Source organism: Spongiivirga sp. MCCC 1A20706 (genome assembly GCF_046524175.1).
Lineage (GTDB): Bacteria > Bacteroidota > Bacteroidia > Flavobacteriales > Flavobacteriaceae > Spongiivirga.
This window is the reverse complement of the sequence record NZ_JBEFZF010000003.1, coordinates 270896-294589: the sequence shown is the minus strand read 5'-3', so window position 1 is coordinate 294589 and position 23694 is coordinate 270896. Positions and strand designations below refer to the sequence as shown.

The window sequence follows — 23694 nt, the reverse complement described above, 5'->3', positions numbered from 1 at the left end:
TAAATGAAAAAGAATGTAATTATTAGATTATTTGCACTAGTCCTGGTAGGATCTTATTGGCTTTCGTGTAAGGAAACTAATCAACAAAAAAAAGAAATAGCATCAATTAAAGAAGAAGTTATGCCAGAGAAATTGCTACGCCATGTAGTACTTTTTAAATTTAAAGATGAAGCCCCGAAAGAGGAGGTTGAAAAGCTAAATGATATGTTTAATACATTACCTACTTCAATTCCGGAAATAAAAGATTTTGAATGGGGGCTGAATGACAGCCCTGAAGATTTTCACCAAGGATTTACACATTGTTATTTGGTGACTTTTTCTTCTGAAAAGGACAGAGATTCGGTATATGCACCACACCCTAAGCATCAAGAGTTTGTAGCTGCTTTACAACCACATTTAGAAAAAGTATTTGTTGTTGATTATTGGACCAACTGAGGTTTTGGTAGTTGTTTTAATCCTTTGCTATCATGGCTGCTCAAAAATACTCCCCAAAAGAATGCTATCATCAATCGGGGAGTTGGTATTGGTTGGTTTTTAAGATAGTAAAGCTCTTGGATACGTAATGTTGTTGCCACGCATTTACTTAATTGTTTTTAGCTGTTGTATGGCATGTTCATTTTCAGAATTTAATTCAAGACTTTTTTTGTAATTCTCAATCGCTTTATCTTTTAAACCCGCTTGTAACTGAAAGTCGGCAAGAAAGCTATAGGGATGCCACTCATTTGGGTAAGCTTGAACAATAAGTTTTAAAATGTCAATAGCCATATTTACTTGCCCTTGTTCAGCATATTGCTGGGCAAATCTAAATGTATTTCTATCAGAGATTTTATTGTCCAGCTTTGTAAGTAGTTTACGTGCTTCTTCAAAGCCTTTTTCCTTATAAGTTTTAACAACCGCTTCAGTATTTAAAAACTCTGTGGTTTCTGGAGTACTGCCAAAAAACTCTTTTCTAATGTTGGTTCTTAGCTGTGCCCAACCTTCCATCGGGCTTCTATTTGATAGTGTTATGATTATGAGCGAATCTCCCTTTACCATATCTAGTTCTCCTGACGTGCCTGGCGCTCCACCATTATGCCCATAAATCGCCTTGCCATTTAAATTTCTTAAACTCATGCCATAACCATATCCGTTGCCATAATGATCAATGGTCATTTGTGAAAATGATTCTTTGCTGATAAGCGTGTTATTTTTAAGCGCTAGTGCAAATTTGTGAAAATCATCTATCGTAAGATCGCCACCACCTGCAGAGCTTGATAATGATACTTTTGATGACATGCCGGAAGGGGCTAATATGTTCTTTGCGACATAAGAATTATGATCAGTTCCAGTAATTTTTTCAATAATCAAACCTAAAACAATATAACCGGCATTACTATAGCGCATTTGGTCGCCAGGGGTAAATTCTAAAGGGTCATTAACAAAAAATGGTAAGAAATCTTTTAAATTTTTTATGGAATCCTGATGTTGGTCAAACTCAGGCCCGAAGAAGTCACCGAGCCCAGAAGTATGAGAGAGTAGTTGCTTTACAGTGATTTTTTTTGCCTGTTCATTTGGGTAGTCCTTCAAGATATCCCCAATAGTTTGCTCAAGAGAAATTTGTTCTTTCTCTGCCAACTGCATGATGGCAATGGCGGTGAACATTTTACCCATGGATGCGATACCATATTTTGTATCTACTTTGTTAGGTTCCTTGGTTATCCCGTTTATCCCATATGCTTTTTTAAATAGAATTTCATCGCCATCTGCAATTAAAATTGAGCCGTGGTAGTTTTTACCTAAGTCAGTACTATCAAGAAGTTTTTTTACTGTTGATGTAGTTACAGAGTAAGGAGATTGCGATTTGCCGTTTGTTTTGCATGCAACTAAGCAAACAAAAAATAGCACTTTCATTAACTGTTTCATTTTTTTGATGTATTGATGATGATTTTATTTAATAATTTAAAAAGGTTCTGTACTTCTTCTTTGCTCATATTTTTTTGAGCAATAGCTCTGTTTTTTGAGATTATTGGGATTGCTTGTTCCAAAAGTATCTCACCTTTTTTAGTGATTTTGAGGTCCTTTTTTCTTCGGTCGTTTTTATTTTCTGCCCGTTCAATTAGATTTTCTCTTACCAATAATTCAATCATTCTGGTTATTGATGCTACATCCTTAAATAAAAGATTGGCTAGTTCAACTTGAGTGATGTCTGCTTGTCTTTTAATTTGAATCATCAAAAGGATTTGATTAATAGTTACGTTGTAGCCTAGCACATTTAAATTTCCTTGCGCCATAGTGCGATATTGCTTTATAGCTTTTTCAATTTGGTAAAAAATGGTTTCCGAAGGATCTTTAAATTGCATGGTTGATCAATTAATTGATACAAATATAATTGATATATCAAATAAATAATAAAAATTATATTTTTTTTATGAAATAGGGATTCTTAATGATTAAAAGAAAATAGTAGGTGCTCCTTTTGGTCGTCGTCGGGGGAGATGAATCCGACTTGTTGAAGGCCAATTTTTAAAAGTAAATTTTGAGACTTTATGTTGCCCGGTGTTGTAATACCCAAAATTTGTTCCATTCCCAGCGTTGATAGTCCATAGTTAACGATTTCTTGAGCTGCTTCAAACGCAAAGCCATTTCCTTCATATTTGGGTAAGATGGCAAAGCCAATGTCTGGATGGTTTAAGTAATCGCGTTTTACAAAGCCACAAATACCAACCGGGATATTATTTTCTTTTAACACAACCTTATATAAACCGAAACCAAAAGTGTTGTAGGAGTGAATAAGACTATTCTTAATGTAGTTTAATGCATCTTCTTCATTATTTATTCCTCTATCACCAATGAACTGAATCCAATTCGGGCTATTTAAAAGTTTATAAAAAAAGCTAGCATCCTTTTCAGTAGCTTTATCAAGGCTTAATCTTTCGGTTTGTAGTATACTCATTAATCCCAAACAAATCGCCAATTACCATCTTTTTGTCGTTTCCAAACAGTATGGAAAATACCTTTGTTTTCTTTTTTGTTTCCTAAAGAGTCTAATGAAGTAAAAACATAATCACCATATGTGTATGCTAAATCTCCGGATACACTGACATCAACAAAAGTAGGTTTCCAGGTCAATGTTTCGTTGGGTCTAACATCATTTTGATACCATTTAGCAATTGATTCTTTTCCCTTAATAACTTTTTTACCTCTTCGTATTACACCATCTTTTGCAGCATAATACTCAAAAGCTTTGACTAGGCCTTCTTTTTGTGCCATATCATTAAAGTCTTTTTCAACTTGTATGATTTCTTTCTTCCATTTTTCATCATTTTGGTAGCTATTGTTGCAACTCGTTAAAATTAGCAGTAACATTGCTAATACTTTAAAATGTTTCATAGCTTTTATTATCTGCTGGTTAGTCATGGTATCCTTTTTCAACTAGTCTTTTCGATATCCACCAATAGTTTCCAGCAGGATCGATAATCCCGGATTGCCTATCACCATAATCCATATCAGCTGGCATAAACTCAACTTTTGCACCATGCGATACGGCTCGATCGTGTATTTCATCTACATCATCAACATATAAGTAAAGCGCCGTTCTCATATTTAAGAACGATTCAGTTGCTTGACTGATCATGATACATGAATCTCCAATTTTTAATATACAATTTGAAATAACTCCGCTTTTCGGGTGTAACGACCTGCCGATTTCTTCAGCATAAAATACATGTTTTAAAAAATCGATTAGCTCTAGTGGATCCGCAGTAAATAAATATGAATTTACCGTATGGAATCCTTCAGGACGATAGGTGTTAAAAATCTCATTCATGATTAATCATATAGTAAGTACTTCTTTCTTATTTGCAAAAAGCGGTTAATATCTTCTTTCCATGTCTCACGAATTTCATCAGAAGTCATGCCAGTCTCAATTTGCTTACGTAATTGTTCGTTACCCGCATGTATAGTGAAGCCCCGATCTTTAAAAAACAAGCTTTTGTCAGTAGTGTTATTGTAAGCATCTATTACCCAGCTTAAATCAACCTCTGATAAATATGCAGAATTCGTCAAGTCTTTGCCATAACATACTCCACCTGAATGCTTGGGGTACTTCGATCCAAAATTAGGCCGCGGCCAATATTTAAAATCATATTTTGTACTATCTAAAAATGGTGCTCCATACCGTTGAAATTGAAATTCAGTACCACGACCAGCGTTGATATAAGTACCTTCAAAAAGTCCCAGGCTTGGATATAGGTTAATCGCTTTATCGTTTGGTAAGTTGGGAGACGGACGTATTACAAGGCTATATGGAGTTGCATGATTATAGTTCGCAACAGTAATTATTTCTATGTCACATTGCAAACCATTTTTCAGCCAACCTTCACCGTTAATCATCTGCGCATATTCACCAATCGTCATTCCATGAACTAATGGAATGGGATGTTTACCTAAAAAAGTACTATGTTCTTTTTCTAATGTTGGACCGTCTACGTAGTGTCCATTCGGATTCGGCCGATCAAAAATGAGAAGCTTTTTGTTTTGTTCAGCACAAGCCTCCATTACATAGTGCAGGGTTGATATATAGGTGTAAAATCGAACACCAACATCTTGTATGTCAAAAACGACAAGATCGAGATCTTCTAGTTGTTCTTTGGTAGGCTTTTTATGTTTTCCATGCAACGAAAAAATGGGTAGTTTGGTTTTTTTATCAATCCCATCTTCTACATCTTCCCCGGCATCGGCAGCACCGCGAAATCCATGTTCGGGAGCAAATACCTTAGTTATATCAATGTTTAATGTCAGTAATGAGTCAATCAAATGGGTATACCCATTATCTTTAAAAATAACAGAGGTCTGGTTGGCTACGATTCCAACGTGTTTTCCTTTCAATTTGTTTAGATAGATTTCTGTTTGGTTGGCCGCTGTTGTTGGCTTTTTTTGCACAGTGGCTTGCGGATGAGAAGTGGTATTGTTCCGTCCATTACTGCCACAGGATATTAATAAGAAAAGACAAGCTAAAAGCGTATTTTTGAAAAGTTGTAACACAGTTTAATCCGTTGAATTTAGAATATTTTATTGCCAAGCGAATAATAGGTAGCAAGCATTATAAAAGTAGCATATCAGGGCCGATTATAAAAATTGCGATTAGTGCTATTGCGTTAGGGCTAATTATGATGATGGTTGCCATCGCCGTTGGTGTTGGTTTACAGCAAAAAATAAGAGAGAAAGTTGCTGCTTTTAACGGTCATATACAGATCGTTAATTTTGATAATAATAATTCACAGAGTTCGATTAAACCTATTTCGACTAATCAAGAGTTTTACCCTGAGTTTAAAACTATTGATGGTATTAAACATATACAGGCTATAGCTACAAAAGCCGGAGTAATTAGGACAGAAACGACTTTTGAAGGAATTGTTTTAAAAGGAGTCGGACCGGAGTATCACTGGGGAAATTTCACAGAGTTTATTGTTGAAGGGAGGCATCCAAATGTCGATGGCGATAAGGAGAATAAAGAGGTGATGTTGTCATCCTATATGGCGAATCGACTTCAATTAAAAGTGGGAGATTCGTTTGGTTCATTCTTTCTTAGAGAAAATTCAGATATCCCAAACAAAAGAAACTTTACCATTGTTGGGTTATATGACAGCGGTTTTAAAGAGTTTGATGAGAAGTTTGTTTTTGCTGATATAAGGCATATTCAGCGTATGAATCGTTGGAAAGCAGATCAAGTGGGAAGTTTTGAGGTATTTATTAGTGATTTTTCTGAACTAAAAGAAAAAGGAAACGAAGTGTATGGTAGTATTTTATCTACCTTGAATACGACGACCATTGCTGATCAGTTTTTTACCATTTTTGAATGGCTTGCTATTTTCGATTTCAATATCATTATTATAATGGTCATCATGATATTAGTGGCGGGTATTAATATGATTACTGCCTTACTTGTTCTCATTTTAGAACGTACCCCGATGATTGGTATTTTCAAGGCAATGGGTATGCAAGATTGGAGTATTCGTAAGATTTTTCTATACAATGCTGGTTACTTAATTATTATGGGATTATTGTGGGGCAATATTATTGGGATAGGACTTTTATATCTACAAAAGAAATTCGGATTTATTAAGTTGGACCCCGCAAATTACTATGTTTCAGAAGCTCCTGTTTATATTGACGGTGGATACATCATTGCCTTAAATCTGGGGATTCTGGTTCTTTGTTTATTAATGCTCTTACTTCCATCAGTAATAATCGCAAAAATTAGTCCTGTAAAGGCCATTCGGTTTGACTAAAAAGCTTCTGCTAATGTGCTTCTTTATTGTAAAGATTACAAGTATCTTTGCAGCCTGAATATTGATACATGGAATACGCTAATAATATTTTGGAAACCATTGGCAATACGCCTATGGTTAAAATGAATAAACTGGTAGAAGAAGTTGATGCCTTAGTACTTGCAAAATATGAGACTTTTAACCCGGGCAATTCGGTTAAAGATCGCATGGCATTACAAATGATTGAAGATGCTGAAGCAGATGGGCGGTTGAAACCAGGAGGAACGATCATAGAAGGCACTTCCGGAAACACCGGAATGGGTTTGGCACTTGCAGCCATTATCAAAGGCTATAAAATGGTCTGTGTTATTAGCGATAAACAATCAAAAGAAAAAATGGATATTCTTCGAGCTGTAGGAAGCGAAGTGGTTGTTTGTCCTACGAATGTTGAGCCCGATGATCCGAGGTCATATTATTCTACTTCGAAGCGTTTAGCTGAAGAAACCCCAAATTCATGGTATGTAAATCAGTATGATAATCCTTCAAATGCTAAGGCACACTACCAAAGTACTGGACCCGAAATTTGGGAGCAAACGGATGGGAAAGTGACTCATTTTATTGTGGGAGTAGGAACAGGAGGTACTATTTCCGGAGTAGGTAAATATCTTAAAGAGCAAAATCCAAATGTGAAAGTTTGGGGAATTGACACGTATGGTTCAGTATTTAAGAAATATCATGAAACAGGAATCTTTGATGAAAATGAGATTTATCCGTATGTGACCGAAGGTATAGGAGAGGACATTCTTCCTGCCAATGTGAATTTTGATGTGATTGATGGGTTTACCAAGGTTACCGATAAAGATGCAGCTATTTACACACGCCGCTTGGCAAAAGAAGAGGGAATGTTTTTAGGTAATTCTGCTGGTGCTGCGATTAAGGGATTATTGCAGTTGAAAGAGCACTTTCAACCTGACGATGTGGTCGTTATTTTATTTCATGATCATGGAAGCCGATATGTAGGTAAAATGTTTAATGATGATTGGATGCGCGATCGAGGATTTTTAGAAGAAGAGGTTACCGTAGCCGTCGATTTAATAAAAGATCATAGTGATAAACCGCTAATTACAGTACGAACTGAGGAATTAGTGCAACATGCGATCGAGCGTATGCGTGAGTTTAAAATATCTCAGATTCCTGTTGAAGATCATGAAGGTTTTGTGGGGTCTCTTGATGAGTCAACACTCTTGCAGGCATATATAGAAAATCATGACATCGCTACAGTTGCGATTAAAGAGGTAATGCAAGATCCTTTTCCTATTGTAAAGGCTAATTCAACCATTGATAAAGTATCTAAGCTAATTACCAAAGAAAATCAAGCCGTTTTGGTTGATCTTGGTAACGGTAATCATCATATTATTACCAAGCACGATATTATTAGTGCGATCTAGCTTTAGGCTCGATTTCGAGTCAAATTGATTACTTTTAGTCTAAAATGAATTTGACATGAAATCGCTCAATTTTTTATTGCTGCTAGTAGTTTCTGCGTTAATCACACAACCTTTGTGTGCCCAAAAAAAGCTTTCTCGAAAAGAACGTAAGATTGTTAAAACAATCGAGCGCAATAACAATGATGCACTTCGGTTGCTCGAGAAAGTGGTCAACATAAATAGTGGTACTCAAAATTTAGCGGGTGTCAAAGAAGTTGGAATGGTGTTCCATAAGGAATTCACCGATATTGGTTTTGCGGCAAATTGGATTGATATGCCAGCAGAAATGAATCGAGCTGGACACCTCTTTGCAGAACATCAAGGAGATATCGGAAAGAAGATCTTGTTAATTGGGCATTTGGATACGGTTTTTGAAAAAGATAGTCCTTTTCAGCAGTTTGAAAAGATAAATGATAGTATAGCCAAAGGACCTGGAGCAAACGATATGAAAGGGGGTAATGTCATTATACTTTATGCATTAAAAGCGCTTCAAGAAAACAAATTGTTAAAGGATGCGCAGATCATTATAGCATTTACCGGAGATGAAGAAAGTACCGGAAAACCGCTAAGTATAAGTCGCAAGCCTTTAATAGATGCAGCAAAAAGAAGTGATATTGCATTAGGTTTTGAAACATCAACAGGTTATAATGATGCAACAACAGCTAGAAGAGGTAGTAGTGGATGGAAGGTGGAGGTATCTGGATTTCGAGCACATTCTGCAGGTGTTTTTAGCGAACGGGTTGGCGCCGGTGCCATTTTCGAAATGTCGCGAATCCTAAATGAATTTTATAATGAAGTAAAGGGTCCTGAATATTTAACATTCAACCCAGGTTTTATAATGGGAGGGACCGATGTATCTGTAGATTACAATGCGAGTAGGGGTAAAGTATTTGGTAAAAGCAATGTAGTAGCACAAAAAACTGTTGTTAAAGGCGGACTAAGATTTATATCAGAAGAACAAAAAGAGGAAGCCAGATCAAAAATGAGAGCAATCGTTTCCAAAAACTTACCTAACACAAGTGCCACTATCGACTTTACTGACAGTTATCCCGCTATGGGACCAACAAAGGGGAATGAAAAATTGTTAAGAGAACTAGATAAAGTGAGTAGAGATTTAGGACAAGGGCGTGTAAAAGCGTATGACCCTGGTGGAAGAGGAGCTGCGGACATTTCTTTCGTCGCTGAATACGTTGATTGTTTAGACGGACTCGGAACTATGGGAACTGGAGCCCACACACCGCAGGAAACGGTGAATTTAAATACTGTTGAAAGCCTTACTAAAAGGGCAGCCCTGTTAATTTATCGTTTAATAAATTTAGCGAACTAGCTTTTTAGCTTTGCAGGTTCTCCGTACAAGTCTTTTTTAAGTTTTCTAAATTTCTTAGTAAGCACATTATTTCTATATAACACATAGATTAATAATGCAATGGCAACTAACACTCCGCTACTAAGCAGAACGGTTATTTCTGTTGAGGATGCCACTTTAGCTGCCCGCTGGACAAATAAAGAAGGTTGAGGAGCTTCCGTTGCAGCGGGGCTGGACAATAATGTAGTAATTAAAGTAACTGCCTTGGCTTCAGCGATATAAGGTAGTGAAATACCAAATGCGCAGAGCAATTGTATGATGCGTTTCATAACAAGTAAGATTTTTGGTTGGGAATACAAATGTAAAACTAAAATCGTAAAAAAAAGTAGGAAAAATACTTCAAATTGTGTATTTCATCGAATTTAATTGCTTTTTGTGAGATTTTTATGCCAAAAACTTAGCGGTCCTAAATTTGTGTATTCGAAAAATATCGGATTAATTTACGCGAATAAACTGCACATAATCGTTATTTTTTGCGGCAATAATATATGACTTGCCATTAACCTTAATGGTTGCCATATCCTTGACATCTCCAGGGACGTAAAATCCGGATTTTAGCGTTGAAATTGGTTCGAACTTACCGTTGATCTTTCCTTTCAATAATAGGCCATTAGAAGCATCGTTTCTAGGAGTTTCAACTTCAGATGCATGAAGATTACCCGCTACTAAAATATCAAGTACATTATCGCCATCGTAATCGTCGATAAGGGTTTTATTAATTGATGAAATTTGTGCAAAACTTGGTAATTCATGCTGTATAAATCCATTCTCTGTATTCTCTAAATAGATACTGGCAAATGATTTTACCTGATAATGGAGTGACTTCTCAAGTTTGTCCTCTGAATAAATGTCATCCATTGTGGCTAACGAAAAAGATTCATAATCTTTGAATTTAGACTTAATTACCGGCATTTGTTGCGAGGTACATTCCCGACCTCTAACCGGAAATTTCTCACCATCATTATAATAACTTAAAACAATATCCTTCTTGTTATTTCCATCAAAATCATCAAAATAAATGTCAAAAGTTTCATCTTTTTGAGCTTTGTATTTGTAATTAAGTCCAAGATTGCCTACTACGTAATCATCGTCACCGTCATTGTCAAAATCAGCCTTTTCTATGGTAAACCACCAGCCGTTTGATGTTGATAAATTCATGTTGACAGTCTCATCCTCAAATACACCATTCTTATTTTTCAGAATGGTGATAGGCATCCATTCTCCAACAACTATTAAGTCAATATTGCCATCTTGATTGTAATCTGTCCATGTGGCATCAGTAACCATTCCTATTTTTGTAAGCATAGGGGCAATTTCCGGAGTTACATTTTTAAACCTAACATTTCCTTTTTCGCTTATGTTTTCTAATATATAGCTGTTTGCTGGAGAAGGATAATTGCCTGGAATAAGGCGGCCTCCAACAAAAAGATCAAGGTCTCCATCTTTATCATAATCATATGGCTTTACACGAGATCCACTGGTGATCATTTTAGGTAAGGCAGTAGTGGCTTTTTCAAACATACCTTTTCCGTTGTTTATATATAAACGATCTTGTAAATAATCAGAATCATGATCGAACTCATTACCGCCACTTACCATATAGATATCACGGTCACCATCACCATCGGCATCAAATAGTATAGTACCTAAGTCTTCATAGCCTTTATCCTTTTCCAACGCATTTATGGTCTGCAATTCAAATCCCTTTTCTTTTTGGAAATAGATAGCTGCGGTTTGATCTTTTGCTCCACCCACTATAAAGTCATCTTTTTGATCTCCATTAAGATCACCAACTGCGAGCCCAGGTCCGAACATAGAGGTACGATGTGGAAGCAGAATTTCATTGAGGAAATCATCAAAGTAATTTTCGACATGAAGATGTTTCGGTACTAAGAGGCTGTCATTAATAGTCGTGAATAGCGGTTTACGGTAATTAATTGATTCCCTTTTTTTTATGCTATTTGTATAGTCGAATGTAAGCGTGGTATTAATCGATGGTTTTGTTATCAGTTGAAAATTACCATCAGGCCAGACAATTTTAATAGAATCTACTTGTTTGGCTTGACCGAGCCCGAAATGTAACTGCGGAGCTACGGAAGATTGAAAACCTCTGGTAAGGGTTAGTTCTTGTAGCTGTGCTTGGTTATTTACAAACACATAGGCCTTAGCGCCCAATCCGTTTTTATTTTTTTCAGAACCATTTAATTTTACCGTAAGATGGTTGTTAGAATTTGCACTTTTATTTTCAAAAACTACCGCTTTATCATCTATATTATTAATGACAATTTCCAGGTCCCCATCATTATCGAGATCAGCATAAACAGCGCCGTTCGAAAATCCTTTAAAACTAATTCCCCAACGGTCGTTTGCTTTCTCGAAGCTTAGGTCTTTGTTATTTCTAAAGACGAAGTTGTCTATTTTTTCGGACGGAATGGCTAAACTTTTTGCTAAGAAGCTGTCTTTGGGTATTTTTCTGCCTTCAAGCGCCAAAAAGTAATCGCGATTATTGATTTCCCTTCTTGTGCCATTTGATACAAAAATATCTTTCCAGCCATCATTATCAAGATCAGCGAAAAGGGGACCCCAGCTCCAGTCTGTTGACGATACTCCGGAAAGACGTGAAATATTGCTAAAGTCGGGAAGGGAGTCATTAACCGCCCCATTATTTAATTGCAAACTGTTTTGCATGTATTGATAATGAAAACCTGAATTAACCGTACCCCAAAATAGGGCTGGGTTCATACTGGCCATATTTGCTTTTGCCCGACGGTTGTTTTTCGGGCTCATATCTACTTGAAAAATATCTGGAAGAAGGTCGTTGTTAAAATCAGCAATATCGACTCCCATGCCGTAGAAAGAGGTGTTTTTGGTTACTTTTTTTACGCTTTCCGAAAAGGTTCCGTCCTGATTGTTGATAAAGAAATAGTCAGGTGTACTAAAGTCATTAGACACGTAAATATCTGGCCAGCCATCACCATTGATGTCAGATATCGTTGCGCTTAATGAAAGCCCAAAATTGCGGATGCCTGATGTTCTAGTAACATTGGTAAATGTATTGCCATCATTTCTATACAATCTATCTGATTCAACATTTTTCAAATTTTGTTGCTTAAACCGATAAAAACTATTAGGAGCATTAAATGGGGTTGGTGGGTAATTCGCCACATACAGGTCCAAGTCACCATCTAGATCATAATCAAAAAAAGTGGCTTGAACACTGTTGCCAACATCGGCAATACCATATTCTTGTGATTTTTCTATAAAAGTATTGTCTCCATTGTTTATGAAAAGTTGATTTTTTTTATCCCCATCTTTACCTCCTACAGAACAATAAATATCCAGATAACCATCACCATTTATGTCTGCCATGGTAGATCCAGTATACCAACGTTTGTCACCCGATACTTTGGCGGTCTCTGTTATATCTTCAAATTTTAAATCCCCTTTGTTCAGGTATAGTTTATTTGAAACCATATTTCCGGTGAAAAAAAGGTCTATAAGTCCGTCATTATTGATATCCCCAGCGGAAACACCACCACCCATGTAGATATAGGCATAGGTAAAGTAGTTTATAGAATCATTTTCGGTAAGTGTATTCGTGAAATTGATTCCGGTAGTTTGTGCAGATAGTTTTTTAAATATTTTTTCATTATTCTGGTCGTCCTCTTCAATACACGAAGAAAAAACAAGAAAAAGGAACAATGAGAATAAACTAATTCTATTCATTTATGAGTAATACTTAATATAGACAAGATACTAATTAGGTAAAATATAATAGCTATAAAAAAGCGGGGTATTTGAAAAATACCCCGCTTAATATGTTAAATATTCTATGGGTTAAAAACCAGTATTTTGGTTCAAAACACCACCACTAAGGTCGATTGCGTTGATAGGAATAGGCAACATATCGTGTTTAGCTTCATAAGCATTTGGTTTACCGGCAAAAGAAGTTATTACTCTTCCTTCGTTCGTGAAATAGGTATTCATAACATCAACTCCGTTACCCCAACGTCTTAGGTCAAAAAGTCTATGCCCTTCCATTGCTAGCTCTAGTCTTCTTTCGAAGCGAACAGCTTTTCTAGCTTCTGTTTGATCTGCAAAAGCTGCATAAGGCTCTATTTGATAATTTGCTGCAGCACCACTTCCATCTAATGCTTGAACGGGAGTACTACCTTTTGCCCGATTACGAACTTGGTTAACATAATCTAATGCAAGTCCTAAGTCAGGAGCAGATTTTTCAACTGCTGCTTCAGCGGCCATTAGCAATACATCGGCGAAACGCATAATGTGGTAGTTAATACCAGAGTGTTGCTGTCCCCAAGCGCCAGTACCTTGATTCGCTCCTTCACCATTTTGATAAATGTTCTTTTTTGGTAAATACGGTCCAGAGATATCAGCGAAACTCGCTCTTATCCAATCTTTACCCACCATTCTCCCGTAACCATTGTAATCAATATCACGTCTTCCAACTGTATAATCTAATCTTGGATCTAAAGTTCCTGTATGTGCAGTGAAAGGAGTTGGAATTGGTTCATAGCCGTCTGGAACGGGATCTGGTGCGGGTTCAAAAGAATCCAATCCATAATCGTTGGTTACGTCGGTTTGATTAAAAGTGTCTAATAAAGGAAGACCACTACCATCAGTCTGAAAGGCATTAACTAAATCTTGAGTAGGCTGATAAAACCCGCAGCAAGATCCAAAAGGACCGCCTCCGGGAAAGTTCAACGTTCCACCTCTGTTTCCATTAAAGGATTGACCTGTATCTGCAGTAAATTGTATAGAAAAAACTGATTCACTACTGTTGTCGCCAGCAACCCTGAAGTTATCGGCATACTCACTAAGTAAAGAATAAGGTCCCATTGTAACAACTTCATTCAGTAGGGTAAATGCTTGATCCCATTCTGATTGAAATAAGTGGGCTTTACCTAAAAATGCTCGGGCGGTCCATGAGTTAGGTCTTCCTGGTTCTCCTTGGGAATCTGGCAAATTGTCAACAGCAAATTGAAAATCTGCTTCAATTTGATCCCAAATTGGCCCAGGATTAGGCTGATTAAATTCTACGTCAGAATAATTTTGCTCTGAAATGTATGGTACATTTCCATAAATCTTCTGAAGCTCCATATTAAAATGACCTCTCAAAAACCTTGCTTCTGCCAGCTTCGCTGATAAATCAACTCCTTCAATAGTGGCAATTAACGCAATAACAGCATTTGATCTGTTTACACCTGCGAACAGACCATTCCATTTTCCAAACACATAAGGATTGCTGCTTGTCCAGTCATAGGTTTCCAGTAAAAACAGATCCGCCTGATCTCCATCTGTACTTCCTTTGTGTGCATCATCTGCTAAAACATCAAACCACCAGTTGTCCCCAGAAACAGTCCAATCAGCAGCTCCCTGATTATTTCTAATCCCATCAAGGGCTGAGTAAGCGCCGGTAAGCAAGACGTTGACCCCTTGTTCATTTGCCAAATCGTCATCGCTTAATGCGCCAATAGCAGGTTGTTCAGTAAAGTCATCACTGCAAGCAAAGACCGCAATGAATGCTGTGAATAAATAAATTAATCTCTTTTTCATTTTTTAAAGTTTTAAGTTAACACCAAGTGTTAATATTTGTGCGTTGGGATAAATATTGCTATCTACACCAAGTGTTAGGTTGTCTCCTGTTGCAATTTCAGGATTTAAACCTTGATAATCAGTTATAGTAAATAAATTAGTTCCCTGAATAAAGAAGCGTAAACTATCAAACCCTGCTTTTTCAACAATACTAGATGGTAGGGTGTACCCTATTTGTAAGTTTTTAAGTCTGAAGAAAGAGCCGTCTTCCACAAAATATGAATTTGGTTGCGTTTCACTATTTGTAATAGTTTGACTAAGTGCAGGTAGTGTTGCATTTGTGTTCGTGGGCGTCCAAGAATCGAGTACCCTAGCGCTTCTATTTCCATTAAAGAACGTAGGGAAATCAGTAAATATTTTTTCGTAATTATAAATATCGTTTCCTTGACTTCCTGTAAAAAAGGCTGAGATATCAAATCCTTTAAATGCTGCATTAAGGTTTAAACCATAAGTGAAATCAGGATGAGGCGACCCGATGAAAGTACGGTCATCATCATTGATGTTTCCATCATTATTAACGTCTCTATAGGTAAATCTTCCGTTACCATCAAATCCTGTTACTTCACGTCCATAGAAAAATGAAATGGGCTGTCCTACTTCAGTTCTAGTGATTGCTCCTCCTCTAAATCCTGAATTACCAACTTGAAAATCACTTATTAATTCGGTAACCTCATTTTTATATCTAGATAGATTTAATTGGACTCCATAAGAAAATCCAGAATCTGTCTGATCATTATAACCGATAGCGAGATCGAAACCAGTATTCTTTACTGACCCTAAATTAACTAAAGGAGCAGAAGCATCAATTGCAGTTGTACTAATTTGACTGAAATCTCTAGTAATAAGATCTTTCGTTTCAATATTGAAGAACTCAAGGCCTAACGATAATTTATCGGATAAAAAACCCATTTCAAATCCAACATTCGTAGTAACACTAGTTTCCCATCTCAAATCAGGATTACCTACTTGATTAAGTATTACACCAGTTGAAATGGAACTTCCATCGAAAGAATAATTAGCTAAAGTTTCGCTTAACAAAGATATATTGAAGGTAGGATTACCAACTGGTAGAGATTGGTTACCAAGTTCTCCATAGGAAGCCTTCACTTTTAGTCTACTTATGAACGAGTCTTGTGGGAAAAAGTCTTCTCCACTAACTAACCATCCACCACTAAATGAAGGAAAAACATCAGACTTATTCTCTCCAGAAAATCGTGAAGTTTCATCTCTTCTTAAAGTTGCAGTTGCAAAGTATTTACCCCCATATGAATAATTAGCAGTTCCGAAAATTGAAAATAAGGAGGTTGCGCCATCAAAGGCAAAGTCCACATTTGGAGTTCCGGTACCATTACTTAATAAATAAAATTCTGGGGTTTCAAAAATATAACCAGATCGACTTACACCATTTCCTTTACTACCATCCTCTACCGCTTCAATACCAATTAGAGCATTCAATGAATGTTCTCCAAAATTTTTATTGAAGTTAAGCGTGTTAGTCCAAGTCCAATTAAAATTACTGAAATTTTGTTCGAAAAGCGTATTGGTAGCTAATGGCTCAGAATGTTCAGGGTCTAAAGCTTGGAACCTTCTTACGTTTCTAGATTCAATATTTCCTGAAAAATTCGTTTTAAAAGTTAGTTCTTCCATAATCTTTGCAGAAAGATATACATCACCGAAAACTCTGAAAAGTTTATTGAAATTATCCTTACCTCTCAATAACTGAGCGACAGGACTTCTAGCATTACCTAAACCAGCAGCAGCAGCATATGTTCCAGCTAATGCACCATCATCATCTCTAACAGGAATTAACGGGCTACTTCTAAGAGCGCCGTTTATTTGATTACCATCAACAGTATTAGAAAAGGAACCGTTTAAATGTTGACCAATAGTAACGTAATCACCAATTTTAAACTCTGAGTTTACCTGAGTATTTACTTGTTTAAAGCCCGTTGTGATTTGAACACCTTCTCTATTGACAAATCCTGCAGACATGAAATACTTTCCAGTTTCATTACCATTTGATAATGACATAGAAACGTTTTGAGTAAGTGCATTTTGCAAAATTGCGTCTAACCAATTAGTTCCTCCTGGCGCCACAGTTGCACTTACCGGAACTCCATTTAATGTTCCTGGAACCACAGGGGTAGCTCCCGAACCATATTGTGGATGTGTTACGGTAGCACCATCGTTACGTAAACTTTCGAAAATCATCTCACCATGTTGCTGCGCGCTAAGAAGCTCTGGTAAATCTACTGCTTTTGAAAAACCGGTAAATGCATCAAAAGAAATCTTAGCTCCTTGTTGGTTGTAACTTCCACTTTTAGTAGTTACAATGACTACACCATTAGATGCTCTTGCACCATAAATTGCAGCAGCACCATCTTTAAGCACATTCATTTGTGCAATATCATTTGGATTTATACTATTAAGGATGGAAGGATTGTCAGTTTGTACACCATCTATAATAAATAAAGGATTAGTATTGTTACTAGTTCCAAATCCACGGATATTGATTTGTGGTGCAGCACCAGGATTACCGTTATTAATTACGGTTACACCTGTTACTCGACCCTCTAAAACTTCTGCAGCATTAGTAACTGGTAGTTTTACCGCTTCAGAAATATCGACAGAAGCGACAGACCCAGTGATATCACCTCTGGTTTGGGTACTATACCCAGTAACAACTACTTCACTTAATTGATTTTCAGCTTCGGCAAGTGTTACGTCAATTGTACTTTGACCATTTACTGGAATTTCTTGAGTGGCAAACCCAACATAACTAAATACTAGGGTTGCATCACTTGCTGCTGAAATTGTGTATTTACCATCAAAGTCTGTTTGAGTACCAGTTGTTGTTCCTTTAACAACAACGCTCGCCCCAGGTAAAGGAGCGCCATCAGAATCATAAACGGTACCAGAGATCGATTGCTGGGCAAAAGCTGATACCGATAAGAACAACATCAAAAAAACACTCAAGAGTGCTTTCTTAATACTGCTCCGTTCAGGAGGGCAGAGTTTGTTAAGTTGTAAATCGTTGGTTTTCTTCATAATAGAGTTGTTTGAAATAAATTATGGTTGTTTGAAAAAATTAACTATTCTTATGAGGTTTTTGCATTTTTGATCAACTTGTTTTGCACTTCTCATAAGGATTAATACTTAACACTAATTTAACCTAAAGATTGTCTACTCAATTAGTACTATTTTGTCATAATTATGTGGTATCCTAAACCTTTTTAAGAGTTTTTGTCTAACGTTGAATGGTGTGGATATGCCCAAAAGGCTTTAAAAAACACACCCAAAACATTCAAAAGTTGATGTTTTGGGTGCTTAATAAGCATCTTTATTACGATAGATATCGCCTTAAAAACTATATTAATCAGTAAAACAGTGTTTTACTTTTATTCAAACCTTATAGCTGGTGTGATGCTTAATTTAGTATGCTAATTCAGTCTAGAGTGGTGGGTGATTTTCTATTTATAAACAAAACTCTTCAAATGTAATTTTTTTGTTAATATTGCGATGATATAATATTGTCATTTCTTAATAAGAAAATTAACATTTAATGATTGGTTACGGAAAAGCGCATCGGGAAATTACCCAGCTTAAAGCACAGGATAGTTTTTTGGTATTTGATAGGAGGAAAGACCATTTTGATTTTCCCTTACATTATCACCCAGAATATGAGTTGGTGCTAGTTTCAAATGCAAAAGGAATTAATCAATTTATTGGTGATAGTATGGACGAGATAGGTAATTTGAATATGATTCTTATCGGGCCAAATCTTCCTCATGGTTGGACCAATGGTAATTTTGAAGGTGGTGAAATTCACGAGGTAATGGTTCAATTTCATGAAAATTTATTTAATGAAGATTTGTTGTCTAAAACAATCATGAAGCCCATTAAGGATATGCTTGCCAGATCAGTTTACGGAATTTCGTTTTCTGAAAAAATCATCAATGAAATCAAACCTCGAATGATTCGCGTGTCCAAACTTGATGGCATGGACTATTTTTTAGAACTGATTTCTATTTTACATGACCTTGCGATATCCCGTAATCAGCGCTTAATCTCCTCTAGTGTTGGTTATAGAGGGAATTTTGAAAATAGTGAAAAGATCAAACAGGTTTACGATTATGTTCAAGAAAATTATTCGAAAAAAATTAGCCTTAAAGATGTCTCAGACCTCGTGAATATGAGTAGTGTTTCATTCAATAGGTTTATCAAAAAACGAACAGGTAAGACATTAGTTGATTACGTTAATGAGGTCAGAATTGGGTATGCAACCCGATTTTTAATCGAGAAAGATCTTAGTATCTCTGAAATAGCTTTTTTATGTGGCTTCAATAATATTGCCAACTTTAATAGAATATTTAAACGAAACAAAGGCCGCACTCCCACCCAATATCGTCAGGAATTGTCAGGTATAAGAAGAGTGCTTTAACAATAATAATTATGAAAAGAATAGGAGTAAAACGAGTTTTTCTATTAATGGTTTTGACGATTATGGGCTGTAAAGAAAAAAGAGTTGCAACAAAAATGGATTTGTCAGAGGCAGTTTTAATTCCGAAACCTGTGCAACTTAATGCTACTGGGAGTTCTTTCCTGCTAAACTCAGAAAGTAAAATATATGTTGATTCTGCTAATGACCAATTTATGAATCAAGGCCAACTTTTAGCAGCGACAATCAAAGAAAGTATGGGGATTGAAGTTTCTGTATCAGCTTTTAACGAAGAGTTTGATTCAGGTAACATAATACTGACTGAAAAAAATACGCTGTCAAATGATGAAATGTATGAAATAGCTATTGATGAAGATCTTGTCTATTTAAGGGCCAAAAATGCCACTGGCTTGTTTCGGGCTATCCAAACATTTAAGCAATTGTTACCTGTAAGTACTGGAGAAGAATCCCGTATGGTTGAAATTGCATCTGGCGAAATAATTGACTATCCTAACTACTCATTTAGAGGTGCAATGTTGGATGTGTCGCGTCATTTTTTTAGTGTGGACGATGTGAAACAATACATTGATTATTTAGCAATGTTTAAAATGAATGTATTGCATTTACATTTATCAGACGATCAAGGTTGGCGAATTGAAATAAGATCATGGCCTAAGCTTACAGAAATTGGAGGGAAAACAGAAGTAGGTGGAACGGATGGTGGATTCTACACCCAAGAAGATTACAAGGAAATCGTACAATATGCTGCTGATCGTTTTATCACGGTGATTCCTGAAATAGATATGCCGGGTCACACCAATGCTGCACTTGCATCATATCCTGAATTAAATTGTGATGGAAAAGCTCCCAAACTGTATACCGGGATGAAAGTAGGGTTTAGTACTTTTTGTGTTGACAAAGAGATAACCTATACGTTTATCGACGACGTTGTAAGAGAGATATCGGCAATTACTCCTGGGAAGTACTTCCATATTGGTGGTGACGAGTCGCATGCAACTAAAAAAGAAGATTACATCGTTTTTGTTGATAAAGTTCAGGAAATAGTTGCTAAGCATGGTAAAACATTGATTGGATGGGATGAAGTGGTTACAGCTAACATTAAATCATCTTCCATAGCACAGTTTTGGGCAAGTGAAGAGAATGCCCAAAAAGGGGTTGATAAAAATGTGAAGCTCATCATGTCACCTGCAAAAAAAGCTTACCTCGATATGAAATATGATTCCATCACTAAACTTGGATTAAAATGGGCGGGTTACATTGAAGTTGATACCGGTTATGACTGGAATCCTGCAAATTATGTTGAAGGAATAAACAAAGAACATATATTGGGTATTGAAGCTCCATTATGGACGGAGACAGTGACCAATATGGAAGAACTGGAATATTTAGTTTTTCCTAGATTATTAGGCTATGCCGAAATAGGATGGAGTCAAGATTCACTTCGCTCTTGGCAGGAATACAAGAGTAGGTTAGCAAAATTCAAACCTCGTCTCGAAAAAATGAATGTTAATTATTACAAATCACCTAAAGTAGACTGGTAATGTTAATATTTTGTCGATTGCATGTTGAATTATGTCAATTACATTTTTAGTTGCTGAATAATTTGTAATTTTTAACTTTCAATTAAATACACTTCTAAAACACAACCAAAACACTATGCAAATAAAAGAATCTTCTGAGGTATACGATGTCATAATTGTAGGCTCAGGTGCAGGAGGTGGTATGGCTACCAAGCAGCTAGCAGATGCGGGCTATAAGGTGGCCGTTGTAGAGGCTGGACCCTACTTTGATCCTGCGGATCCTAAAACAATGACCCAATTAAAAAACCCTTATGATTCACCTAGAAGAGGTGCTGGCACCGATAGAGCTTTCGGTGAATGGGATATGTCCTGGGGTGATTGGGAAGTGGAAGGAGAACCATATACAGTTGAAGAAGGTACGACATTTAAATGGTGGCGTTCTAGAATGTTAGGAGGACGTACTAATCATTGGGGGCGCATTTCGTTGCGTTTCGGGCCTAAAGATTTTAAAGGTAAAACAAGAGATGGTTACGGTGAGGATTGGCCTATTGGGTACGAAGATGTAAAACCATATTATGATAAGGTAGATAAGTTGATTGGTGTTTTTGGTACTAATGAGGGTTTAGAAAACGATCCAGATGGTTTTTTCCTACCTCCACCCAAACCCCGTTTGCATGAATTATTCTATATAAAAGGTGCAAAAAAATCAGGAATTCCTGTGATTCCGAGTCGCATGTCGATGTTAACCAAGAAGATAAATGATGACCGAGGTGTCTGCTTTTATTGTGGCCAATGTGCGCGTTCCTGTAGTGTTTATGCTGATTTTTCTTCGGGGAGTTGTTTAATATTTCCTGCTCAAAAAAATGGAGGTCAAGTAAAAATTTATGTAAACTCTATGGTTCGTGAGGTAACTACTAATGAGGAAGGAAAAGCTACCGGAGTATCGTACATAAACAAAGAAGATAGAAAAGAATATAAGCTAAAAGGACGAGTTGTTGTTTTAGCTGCTTCCGCATGTAGCTCGGCAAGAATTTTACTAAACTCAAAAAGTAAACAACATCCAAATGGTTTAGGAAATAGCAGTGATCTTGTAGGTAAGTATTTGCATGATTCTACGGGTGCCAGTGCAGCAGGTTTTATTCCTGGCTTGATGAATAGAAAGACAAGTTATAACGAAGATGGTGTAGGTGGGATGCATGTATATTCACCTTGGTGGGGAGAAAATTCTAAATTAGATTTTCCCCGTGGGTACCATATTGAAGTATGGGGCGGAATGGGCCAACCTAATTATGGTTTTGGTTTTGATGCCAATGCTTTTAATGAGTTTTTCGGCACTAAAGTCGGAGGATATGGAGATACGCTTCGAGACGATGTTAAAAAGTACTATGGTTCAGTAATTGGTTTTGGAGGCCGAGGTGAAGGGATAGCTAGAAAAGAAAATTATTGCGAGATTGACCCCACTACGGTTGATGATTATGGAATTCCTGTTCTAAAATTCAACTATAAATGGTCAGACCTCGAAGTGAGACAAGCTAAACATATGCAAGATACTTTTGAAGAGCTTATTCATAACATGGGAGGTCATCAACTATGGGGCGGCAAACCCGGAAATGATAGTAAATATGGTCTTCATGCACCAGGTGAGATTATCCATGAAGTAGGTACAACACGTATGGGGAATGATCCTAAAACATCAGTAACCAATAAGTTCAATCAATTACATGATGCCGATAATGTTTTTGTTGTAGATGCAGGACCTTTTGTGTCGCAAGCTGATAAAAACTGTACATGGACCATCTTAGCTTTATCATGGAGGGCTTCTGATTACATAATTGAACAATTAAAGGCTCAAAATATTTAAGAAATGGATAGAAGAAAAAGTATTCAAACAATTATTCTTGGTGCTGGAGCTTCGGCACTTGCATTTCATGGTTGTAAAGTTGATGGAGAAAAAACGGCCGAAGAGCTCCCGGCGGTTGAAGAAACCAAATATTTTGGTCGTACTCCGGCTGAGCTTGAACGACTCGAAAAACTAAAGGCGGAACAAGTTTTTAATGAGCATGAAATGGAAACTATAGGAGTATTAAGTACAGTGATTCTTCCTCCAAAAGAACCTTATGGCGGTCCAATCGAAGCAGAAGTGCCAGAGCTCGTTGAATTTATGGCAAAAGACATTCCCGAAATGCAAAATACCTTGTTAGGTGGTTTAATGTGGATGGATCATAAAAGCAATACGGAGTTCGGGGTTGAGTTTAAAGCTGCAACGCTGGAGCAGCAAAAACAGATTTGTGACCAGATATGCTGGCATGATATGGAAGTTCCTTTAGATGAGCAACCCTTAGAAATTCAGTTCTTTGCATTGATGCGTAATCTTACGCTTACGGGATATTATACGTCTAAAGTAGGTATTGCTGACCTTGGTTATAAAGGCAATCAGCCCAACGTATGGGATGGTGTTCCTCAAGATGTATTAGATCAACACGGTGTGGCCTATGATCCGGAATGGATTGCCAAATGTGTGGATCAAAGTAAACGTGGTATCCAAGCAGAATGGGATGATCAGGGCAACTTGCTTACGTGATTGTGAGCTGAATAGTTTTTAATTAACATTTAACGTTTTTTGCGAGTAATACTATTATATTTGTTTTTCACCTGTACTAATGAATAAAAAGTATATAGTTATATTCTCATTCTTTTTGATTGGCGCTATGTTAACGCCAAATGTAATTTCATTATGCTGTGATCATGGGGTGATATGCGTTGATTTTTCTGAGGAAGAGGAAAGTCAAGAATCTAATATCGAGCACGAATGTGACGATATTGTCTTATATCATGATACAGATTCAGAATTTCCCCTCTCTCTAGAAGTTGATATGTTCAACTTGCATCAAAACAAAACTAAGGACACAATATACTTCGATATTTGTATTCCGCCTCCGGAATCTTACTCTTAGCTAATTATTTCAATTTTTTTATAACGGAGTCTCTTAAAATGAAA

General features: G+C 36.7%; 19 protein-coding genes. 9 read left to right on the top strand and 10 right to left on the bottom strand.

Annotated elements, in window-relative coordinates; translation table 11 throughout:
- Positions 1–3: 3 nt before the first annotated feature.
- Positions 4–435, top strand: coding sequence for a Dabb family protein (locus ABN763_RS09260; protein WP_410485179.1), 432 nt, complete (start codon positions 4–6; stop codon positions 433–435).
- Positions 436–579: 144 nt separating this feature from the next.
- On the opposite strand, the gene ABN763_RS09255 is transcribed toward ABN763_RS09260, so the two are convergent.
- The 6 genes from ABN763_RS09255 to ABN763_RS09230 form a co-directional block, all read right to left on the bottom strand.
- On the bottom strand, positions 580–1902 hold the full coding sequence (locus tag ABN763_RS09255; RefSeq protein ID WP_410485178.1) for a serine hydrolase: 1323 nt from the start codon (positions 1900–1902) through the stop codon (positions 580–582).
- Positions 1899–2339, bottom strand: coding sequence for a MarR family winged helix-turn-helix transcriptional regulator (locus ABN763_RS09250; protein ID WP_410485177.1), 441 nt, complete (start codon positions 2337–2339; stop codon positions 1899–1901). Before ABN763_RS09250 ends, ABN763_RS09255 begins: the two co-directional genes overlap by 4 nt.
- 83 nt (positions 2340–2422) lie before the next feature.
- Complete coding sequence (locus ABN763_RS09245; protein ID WP_410485176.1) at positions 2423–2932, bottom strand: GNAT family N-acetyltransferase; 510 nt, start codon at positions 2930–2932, stop codon at positions 2423–2425.
- Positions 2932–3369, bottom strand: coding sequence for a YybH family protein (locus ABN763_RS09240; protein ID WP_410485175.1), 438 nt, complete (start codon positions 3367–3369; stop codon positions 2932–2934). Before ABN763_RS09240 ends, ABN763_RS09245 begins: the two co-directional genes overlap by 1 nt.
- A 19-nt stretch (positions 3370–3388) precedes the next feature.
- A complete protein-coding gene (locus ABN763_RS09235; protein WP_410485174.1) occupies positions 3389–3805 on the bottom strand; it encodes a VOC family protein in 417 nt (138 codons plus the stop codon).
- Positions 3806–3807: 2 nt separating this feature from the next.
- Complete coding sequence (locus ABN763_RS09230; RefSeq protein WP_410485173.1) at positions 3808–5022, bottom strand: exo-beta-N-acetylmuramidase NamZ domain-containing protein; 1215 nt, start codon at positions 5020–5022, stop codon at positions 3808–3810.
- An 11-nt stretch (positions 5023–5033) separates the two neighbouring features.
- On the opposite strand from ABN763_RS09230, the gene ABN763_RS09225 reads away from it, so the two are divergent.
- The 3 genes from ABN763_RS09225 to ABN763_RS09215 all read left to right on the top strand — a co-directional run bounded on the left by ABN763_RS09225 (position 5034) and on the right by ABN763_RS09215 (position 9062).
- Positions 5034–6269 (top strand): ABC transporter permease, encoded by a 1236-nt coding sequence (locus ABN763_RS09225; protein ID WP_410485172.1) that lies wholly within the window; start codon positions 5034–5036, stop codon positions 6267–6269.
- A 68-nt stretch (positions 6270–6337) separates the two neighbouring features.
- A complete protein-coding gene (locus tag ABN763_RS09220; RefSeq protein ID WP_410485171.1) occupies positions 6338–7696 on the top strand; it encodes a pyridoxal-phosphate dependent enzyme in 1359 nt (452 codons plus the stop codon).
- A 55-nt stretch (positions 7697–7751) separates the two neighbouring features.
- Complete coding sequence (locus tag ABN763_RS09215; RefSeq protein WP_410485170.1) at positions 7752–9062, top strand: M20/M25/M40 family metallo-hydrolase; 1311 nt, start codon at positions 7752–7754, stop codon at positions 9060–9062.
- Here the strand turns inward: ABN763_RS09215 and ABN763_RS09210 are convergent.
- From ABN763_RS09210 to ABN763_RS09195, 4 genes are all read right to left on the bottom strand, one after another.
- Positions 9059–9370 carry a hypothetical protein gene (locus ABN763_RS09210; RefSeq protein ID WP_410485169.1) on the bottom strand — a complete coding sequence of 104 codons (312 nt, stop codon included), beginning with the start codon at positions 9368–9370 and terminating at the stop codon, positions 9059–9061. The genes ABN763_RS09215 and ABN763_RS09210 overlap by 4 nt on opposite strands.
- 166 nt (positions 9371–9536) lie before the next feature.
- The gene (locus tag ABN763_RS09205) at positions 9537–12827 is read right to left on the bottom strand and encodes a VCBS repeat-containing protein (protein WP_410485168.1); all 3291 of its coding nucleotides are present in this window, start codon (positions 12825–12827) and stop codon (positions 9537–9539) included.
- 111 nt (positions 12828–12938) lie between these two features.
- Positions 12939–14678 (bottom strand): RagB/SusD family nutrient uptake outer membrane protein, encoded by a 1740-nt coding sequence (locus ABN763_RS09200; protein WP_410485167.1) that lies wholly within the window; start codon positions 14676–14678, stop codon positions 12939–12941.
- A 3-nt stretch (positions 14679–14681) separates the two neighbouring features.
- Entirely contained in the window at positions 14682–17765 is a 3084-nt protein-coding gene (locus tag ABN763_RS09195; RefSeq protein WP_410485166.1) for a SusC/RagA family TonB-linked outer membrane protein, read from the bottom strand.
- 514 nt (positions 17766–18279) lie between these two features.
- On the opposite strand from ABN763_RS09195, the gene ABN763_RS09190 reads away from it, so the two are divergent.
- The 5 genes from ABN763_RS09190 to ABN763_RS09170 all read left to right on the top strand — a co-directional run bounded on the left by ABN763_RS09190 (position 18280) and on the right by ABN763_RS09170 (position 23650).
- The gene (locus ABN763_RS09190) at positions 18280–19158 is read left to right on the top strand and encodes an AraC family transcriptional regulator (RefSeq protein WP_410485165.1); all 879 of its coding nucleotides are present in this window, start codon (positions 18280–18282) and stop codon (positions 19156–19158) included.
- 11 nt (positions 19159–19169) lie between these two features.
- Positions 19170–20717 (top strand): beta-N-acetylhexosaminidase, encoded by a 1548-nt coding sequence (locus ABN763_RS09185; protein WP_410485164.1) that lies wholly within the window; start codon positions 19170–19172, stop codon positions 20715–20717.
- A 115-nt stretch (positions 20718–20832) separates the two neighbouring features.
- Positions 20833–22557, top strand: a complete 1725-nt coding sequence (locus ABN763_RS09180) for a GMC family oxidoreductase (RefSeq protein WP_410485163.1) — start codon at positions 20833–20835, stop codon at positions 22555–22557.
- A 3-nt stretch (positions 22558–22560) separates the two neighbouring features.
- On the top strand, positions 22561–23277 hold the full coding sequence (locus ABN763_RS09175) for a gluconate 2-dehydrogenase subunit 3 family protein (protein ID WP_410485162.1): 717 nt from the start codon (positions 22561–22563) through the stop codon (positions 23275–23277).
- A 127-nt stretch (positions 23278–23404) separates the two neighbouring features.
- Positions 23405–23650 (top strand): hypothetical protein, encoded by a 246-nt coding sequence (locus tag ABN763_RS09170; protein WP_410485161.1) that lies wholly within the window; start codon positions 23405–23407, stop codon positions 23648–23650.
- Positions 23651–23694 lie beyond the last annotated feature (44 nt).

What these genes read in the sequence shown, in the direction of transcription:
- ABN763_RS09260 (WP_410485179.1), top strand. Translation starts at nt 4, where the DNA reads ATGAAAAAGAATGTAATTATTAGATTATTTGCACTAGTCCTGGTAGGA.
- ABN763_RS09255 (WP_410485178.1), bottom strand. Translation starts at nt 1,902, where the DNA reads ATGAAACAGTTAATGAAAGTGCTATTTTTTGTTTGCTTAGTTGCATGC.
- ABN763_RS09250 (WP_410485177.1), bottom strand. Translation starts at nt 2,339, where the DNA reads ATGCAATTTAAAGATCCTTCGGAAACCATTTTTTACCAAATTGAAAAA.
- ABN763_RS09245 (WP_410485176.1), bottom strand. Translation starts at nt 2,932, where the DNA reads ATGAGTATACTACAAACCGAAAGATTAAGCCTTGATAAAGCTACTGAA.
- ABN763_RS09240 (WP_410485175.1), bottom strand. Translation starts at nt 3,369, where the DNA reads ATGAAACATTTTAAAGTATTAGCAATGTTACTGCTAATTTTAACGAGT.
- ABN763_RS09235 (WP_410485174.1), bottom strand. Translation starts at nt 3,805, where the DNA reads ATGAATGAGATTTTTAACACCTATCGTCCTGAAGGATTCCATACGGTA.
- ABN763_RS09220 (WP_410485171.1), top strand. Translation starts at nt 6,338, where the DNA reads ATGGAATACGCTAATAATATTTTGGAAACCATTGGCAATACGCCTATG.
- ABN763_RS09215 (WP_410485170.1), top strand. Translation starts at nt 7,752, where the DNA reads ATGAAATCGCTCAATTTTTTATTGCTGCTAGTAGTTTCTGCGTTAATC.
- ABN763_RS09210 (WP_410485169.1), bottom strand. Translation starts at nt 9,370, where the DNA reads ATGAAACGCATCATACAATTGCTCTGCGCATTTGGTATTTCACTACCT.
- ABN763_RS09205 (WP_410485168.1), bottom strand. Translation starts at nt 12,827, where the DNA reads ATGAATAGAATTAGTTTATTCTCATTGTTCCTTTTTCTTGTTTTTTCT.
- ABN763_RS09200 (WP_410485167.1), bottom strand. Translation starts at nt 14,678, where the DNA reads ATGAAAAAGAGATTAATTTATTTATTCACAGCATTCATTGCGGTCTTT.
- ABN763_RS09195 (WP_410485166.1), bottom strand. Translation starts at nt 17,765, where the DNA reads ATGAAGAAAACCAACGATTTACAACTTAACAAACTCTGCCCTCCTGAA.
- ABN763_RS09190 (WP_410485165.1), top strand. Translation starts at nt 18,280, where the DNA reads ATGATTGGTTACGGAAAAGCGCATCGGGAAATTACCCAGCTTAAAGCA.
- ABN763_RS09185 (WP_410485164.1), top strand. Translation starts at nt 19,170, where the DNA reads ATGAAAAGAATAGGAGTAAAACGAGTTTTTCTATTAATGGTTTTGACG.
- ABN763_RS09180 (WP_410485163.1), top strand. Translation starts at nt 20,833, where the DNA reads ATGCAAATAAAAGAATCTTCTGAGGTATACGATGTCATAATTGTAGGC.
- ABN763_RS09175 (WP_410485162.1), top strand. Translation starts at nt 22,561, where the DNA reads ATGGATAGAAGAAAAAGTATTCAAACAATTATTCTTGGTGCTGGAGCT.
- ABN763_RS09170 (WP_410485161.1), top strand. Translation starts at nt 23,405, where the DNA reads ATGTTAACGCCAAATGTAATTTCATTATGCTGTGATCATGGGGTGATA.